General features: G+C 70.4%; 4 protein-coding genes. 2 read left to right on the top strand and 2 right to left on the bottom strand.

The window, feature by feature from the left end; all coding sequences use genetic code 11:
* A partial coding sequence (locus tag ONA70_RS34665) for a helix-turn-helix domain-containing protein (RefSeq protein ID WP_265010708.1) occupies positions 1-228 on the bottom strand: 228 nt, incomplete at its 3' end.
* 107 nt (positions 229-335) lie between these two features.
* On the bottom strand, positions 336-1,271 hold the full coding sequence (locus ONA70_RS34660) for a hypothetical protein (protein WP_265010707.1): 936 nt from the start codon (positions 1,269-1,271) through the stop codon (positions 336-338).
* 461 nt (positions 1,272-1,732) lie between these two features.
* Between ONA70_RS34660 and ONA70_RS34655 the strand changes: the two genes are divergently transcribed.
* Together ONA70_RS34655 and ONA70_RS34650 are read left to right on the top strand one after the other, a co-directional pair.
* Positions 1,733-2,746, top strand: coding sequence for a potassium channel family protein (locus ONA70_RS34655; protein ID WP_265010706.1), 1,014 nt, complete (start codon positions 1,733-1,735; stop codon positions 2,744-2,746).
* 337 nt (positions 2,747-3,083) lie between these two features.
* Positions 3,084-4,862, top strand: a complete 1,779-nt coding sequence (locus ONA70_RS34650) for a trypsin-like serine protease (RefSeq protein ID WP_265010705.1) — start codon at positions 3,084-3,086, stop codon at positions 4,860-4,862.
* Positions 4,863-5,004: the final 142 nt, after the last annotated feature.

Below are 5,004 nucleotides of genomic sequence, written 5' to 3'. Positions count from 1 at the left end.
CCGGCGCAGCTCGTCGCGGGCCTCCTCGAGCAGGTCGGAGAGGTGGATGCCGAGGGCCCGGCAGATCGCGGCCAGCACCTCGGAGGAGGCCTCCTTGCGGCCCCGCTCCACCTCCGAGAGGTACGGCAGCGAGACCCCGGCCGCCTGGGCCACCTCCCGCAGCGTGCGGCCCTGCCGCAGCCGTACCCGGCGCAGCACCCCGCCGATCACCCGTCGCAGCAACGACATGCGGGCCTCCTCGTGGTCGGCGTCCCGGGACGCTCCCATCATGCCCCGTCCGGATGACGGGGACCGGCCCGGCCGGCCCCCGTGCTGCCGGCCGGGCCGACCCCGGGTCAGCGCCAGACCACCGCCCGGCCGTGCCACCTGGGCGAGAGGTAGTCCACCTGGCCGACGATCAGGCCCTGGTCGTTCACGTTGATCGCCCGGCTGCCCACCGCGCCGTCCGGAATCGGCAGCAGCTGCGAGGCCGACGACGGGTCGGGCCAGATCATCGCCCGGCTGCCATGGCCCTCCGTGCCGATCACCAGGCCCGAGTCGTTGACGGCCTGGGCGGTGGGGGAGACGGCGGTGGTGGCCAGCCGGCGCATGATGGCCCCGTCCCAGAAGAAGGCGGCGAACGTACCGTCGGCGGTCCGACTGGTGCCGACCACGTGGCCGCGGTCGTTGATGCCGTTCGCCGTGCTGGTGGCGCCGCCGAGGGTGCCGAGCGGTCGGGTCACCCCGTCCTGCCAGACGAACGCCTGGTAGTCATCGGGCGCCGGGTCGTCCCAGTCCTGCCAGCCGTAGGTGCCCGCGACCATGCCGGCCTCGTTCACCGCGGTTGCGCTCGCCCCGGGAGGTACGTCGATGGTCACCTCCGTGTCCCCGGTCCGGACGAACGCCCGACGGCCGGAGAAGCTGTCGGTGACGTGGTAGACACCCACCGCCCGGTTGCTGGCCGTGTCGTACGCGATGGAGAAGATCCCGCCCGTCAGGCCCAGGTCCTGGATCTTCCCGTCCACCCAGGCGACGGTGTGGCTCCGGCCCTCGGCGTCCTGGCTCGTGCCCACGATCCGGCCCTGCTCGTCGATGGCCTGGGCCTGGCTGTTCAGCCCGCCGAGGGTGCCCAGGTCCTCGATCCGGCCCTCCACCCAGCGCACCGCGTGCCAGTACCCGCTGGCCAGCCGGGCCGACCCGACCACCACCCCCGGCCCGTTGACGTCCGACGCCGAGGTGTTGAGGCCGTCGAGTGAGGGCAGCACGACGACGGTCCGGTCCGCCGTCGGCATCGGTGCCGGTGTGGTCGGCGTCGGCGTACTGCTGGGCGACGGCGATGCGGTCGGTGACGGCGTGGTGGTTGGCGTCGGCGATGGGCTCGGTGACGGTGTGCTGGTTGGTGACGGCGAGGCGGTCGGTGAGGTGGAGGGCTTGGGCCGTGGTGGCCGGGTGGTCTTGGTGAGCCCGGCCCGGGTCCCGGCATCGGGGCGGCTCGCCACCGCCGGTGACGTGCCAGCCAGCAGCATCCCGAGGACGACGCCCCCCGTGGCCAATGCCGTACGTGTCCGCATCCGGGTTCTCCCTCGTCAGGACGACAGATTCCCCGAGTCTCACCCGCGACGGCGCCGATGAATGTGACGAGATCCTTACCGCTGGCGCACCGTTCGGCCCTGGCCGTGGCCCGGGAGGCCGGACCGCGGCGTACCCGTTATCTTGTGCACGTGCAGCTGACGGTGGCGGAGCAGGACCGACGGTGATCCATTTTCCCGCGCAACGGCGGGGGCCGCTGAGCGCGCTGAGTCTGCGCCTGCTCGCCGCCCTGGGCCTGGTCCTCGCCGTGGTGGCCGTGGTCTGGCTCGACCGGGACGGCTACCGCGACGTCAACGAGGACGGTCTCTCCCTCCTCGACTGCTTCTACTACGCGGTGGTCTCGCTCTCCACCACCGGGTACGGCGACATCACCCCGGCCGCCCCCTCGGCGCGCCTGGTCAACGTCCTGCTAGTCACCCCCGCCCGGGTGATCTTCCTGATCATCCTGGTCGGCACCACCCTGGAAGTCCTGACCGAGCAGTACCGGACCGGCCGTCGCCTGTCGCGGTGGAGGAGAACCGTGAAGGACCACATCATCATCTGCGGCTACGGCACCAAGGGCCGCAGCGCCGTCTCCGCGCTGCTGGAGAACGGCGCGGACAAGTCCCGGATCGTGGTGGTGGAGCGGAACGGGGCCGCGCTGCGGCAGGCCACCTCGGCCGGGCTGGTCGCGATCGAGGGCTCGGCGACCCGCTCATCGGTGCTGGAGGAAGCGCACATCCGCACGGCCAAGGCGGTGATCATCGCGACCGACAGCGACGACGCCTCGGTGCTGGTCGCCCTCACCGTCCGGCAGCTCACCGCCGGCCAGGTACGGATCATCGCGGCCGTCCGCGAGGCGGAGAACGCCCCGCTGCTCAAGCAGAGCGGCGCGCACCACGTCATCGTCTCGTCGGCGACCGCCGGTCGGCTGCTCGGCCTCTCCACCTCCGCGCCACCCCTGATCGACGTGGTCGAAGACCTGCTCACGCCGGGGCAGGGCATGGCGCTGGCCATGCGTTCGGCCGAGCGCGACGAGGTGGGCAGGTCGCCGCGCGAGCTGGACTCGCTGGTCATCGCGCTGGTCCGGCGGGGCAAGGTGGTCACCCTGAACGACCGGGCGGGCGCGGTGATCGAGACCGGCGACATGCTGGTCCACGTCCGCGACGACCGGCCGGCGCCCACCGCGTTGCCCTGACCTGTCCCCGCCGGTCGGCCGTGCCCGTTCGGCAGAGCCGTGAACCGCGAATCGGACATCGAAGTTCCACCTCTCGGATCTTTAATTCTTCGCCAGGGCTTGCTACCGTCAGGCCGCTTGGAATTGCCAATGGGCGCGGCACGTGATCTGTCGCCGGCGCCTCTCGATTGGCTCGGGCACGGGGGATCCACTGTCACGCGAGGCCAGGTGCCTCGAATCTCGTCGCCAGCCCTACGTGGTGCCACGTCACATCGGCAATTTCGAGTGCCTCGGTAACCGAACGACGGGAAATCTAGTGGCTGAAGAGGCAAACATCGCACGAACCCGACGGCGGCGGGTGGCCGGAATCCTGGCTGCCGGTCTCGCCCTCGGCGGTGCGGCGGCCGTCGCCCCGGGCACGGCCGGCCAGGCCGCCCCGGCCGGTGGCGCGTACGACGCTTCGAGCGTCCAGGCCGGCCGGTCGACCAAGCTGCCGCACTTCCGGGCGGGGAACTTCACCCCGCCCACTCCGGGCCAGAAGGGTCCGCTGTTCCAGTCGACCGGCACGGGCGCGACCCCGAGGATCGTCGGCGGCACCACCGTCAGCGCCTCGCAGTACCCGTGGATCGTCGGCGTCGTCACCTACCTGGACGGCAACGCCGGCATCGGCTGGTGCACCGGCACCGTCATCGCCCCCAACAAGGTGCTGACGGCCGCGCACTGCACCGCGGACGGGGCCGGCACGACTCGGGTCATCGCCGGGCACGACCAGCTCCTCGACGCGTCCGGGAACATCATCCCCAACGTCGGGTACGTCGCGGAGGTCGGTTCCACCTGGACCCATCAGGGCTGGAACATCGCCGCCCAGTACGCCAAGACCGCTAGCACCATCCTGGACGACGTCTCGGTCCTCACGCTGAAGGCGAACCTGCCTTCGGCCTACACCCCGGTCCCGCTGGCCGGGCAGGGCGAGGCGGCCTACACGGCGGGCGTCGACACGGCGGACATCGTCGGGTACGGCGTCACCGACTCGAACACCGACCCGGGGGACACCCGGCTGCGTAAGGCGTCGGTGCCGATCCAGTCCGACACCGACTGCGCTGCCGACGCCAACGCGGCCGGCATCGGGTACGACGCCGGCCGGATGCTCTGCGCCGGGAACGGTACGCCGAGCGCGCCGTCCGCCGACACCTGCGGCGGCGACTCCGGTGGCCCGCTGCTGGTGAACGGCAAGCAGGTCGGCCTCACCGACTGGGGCTACGGCAACTGCGGTGAGCACCCGGGCTTCTACGAGGAGATTAACTACTACTCCAACCTGATCAAGGCGGACCTCACCCGTCCGACGCTGGTCAACGCCGACTGGACCGGCGACGGCCACACCGACCTGATGTCCCGTGATGGGAGCGGCAGGCTGTGGCTGCACGTCGGTAGCGGTTTCTCCAACGACGGGTGGGGCGGGTTCTGGGACTCCCGGGTCGTCGGCACGGGTTTCGGCAGCTTCAAGCGCGTCTTCCGGGTCTACAACTGGAACGGCGACAAGAAGCCGTCGGTCATGGCGGTGAACTCGCTCGGTGAGCTGTGGATCTGGAACACCGACGGCAAGGGCAACTGGTACGGCAGCAAGAAGCGGATCGGCACCGGCTGGGGCAACTTCACCGCGCTGATGGTGACGAACAACTGGCTGGGCAACAACCTGCCGAGCCTGATGGTCCGCAAGTCCAACGGTGAGCTCTGGCGCTACACCAGCGATGGCAAGGGCGGCTGGACCAACCCGGCGGGCACCCGGATCGGCACCGGCTGGAACGGGTTCAACCTGTTCCTCACCCCGGGCGCCTGGAAGGGTGACGGCAAGGAGGTCCTGATCGGCCGTACCTCCACCGGTTACCTGCGGATGTACCAGACGGACCTGAAGGGTGGCTGGACCAACCCGGCCGGCACCCAGATCGGCAGCGGCTGGGCCAACTACAAGAACATCATCACGCCGGGCGACTGGAACGGCGACAACATGATGGACATGCTGGGCGTCAACAGCACCTACCAGATGCGTCAGTACACCACGAACGGTTACGGCAGCTGGATCGACGCCAGCGGCAAGGTGATCTCCACCGGCTGGAACGCCTACAACCTGGTCTTCTGATCGGGCTGGCGTACCTCGGCTGAACGGGAAGGGCCCGCGACCTCGGTCGCGGGCCCTTTTCGTTGTCGCGGTCGAGCTACATGATCGTCCAGGTGTCGCCGCTGGCGAGGAGTCCGGCGAGTTGCTGTTCGGGGGTCTGGTC

Origin of the sequence: Micromonospora yasonensis, from assembly GCF_026013475.1 — a bacterium.
In the GTDB taxonomy this organism is placed as follows: Bacteria; Actinomycetota; Actinomycetes; order Mycobacteriales; family Micromonosporaceae; genus Micromonospora; species Micromonospora yasonensis.
The sequence above is the reverse complement of the archived record's forward strand: the minus strand, read 5'-3'. Positions and strand labels throughout refer to the sequence as shown.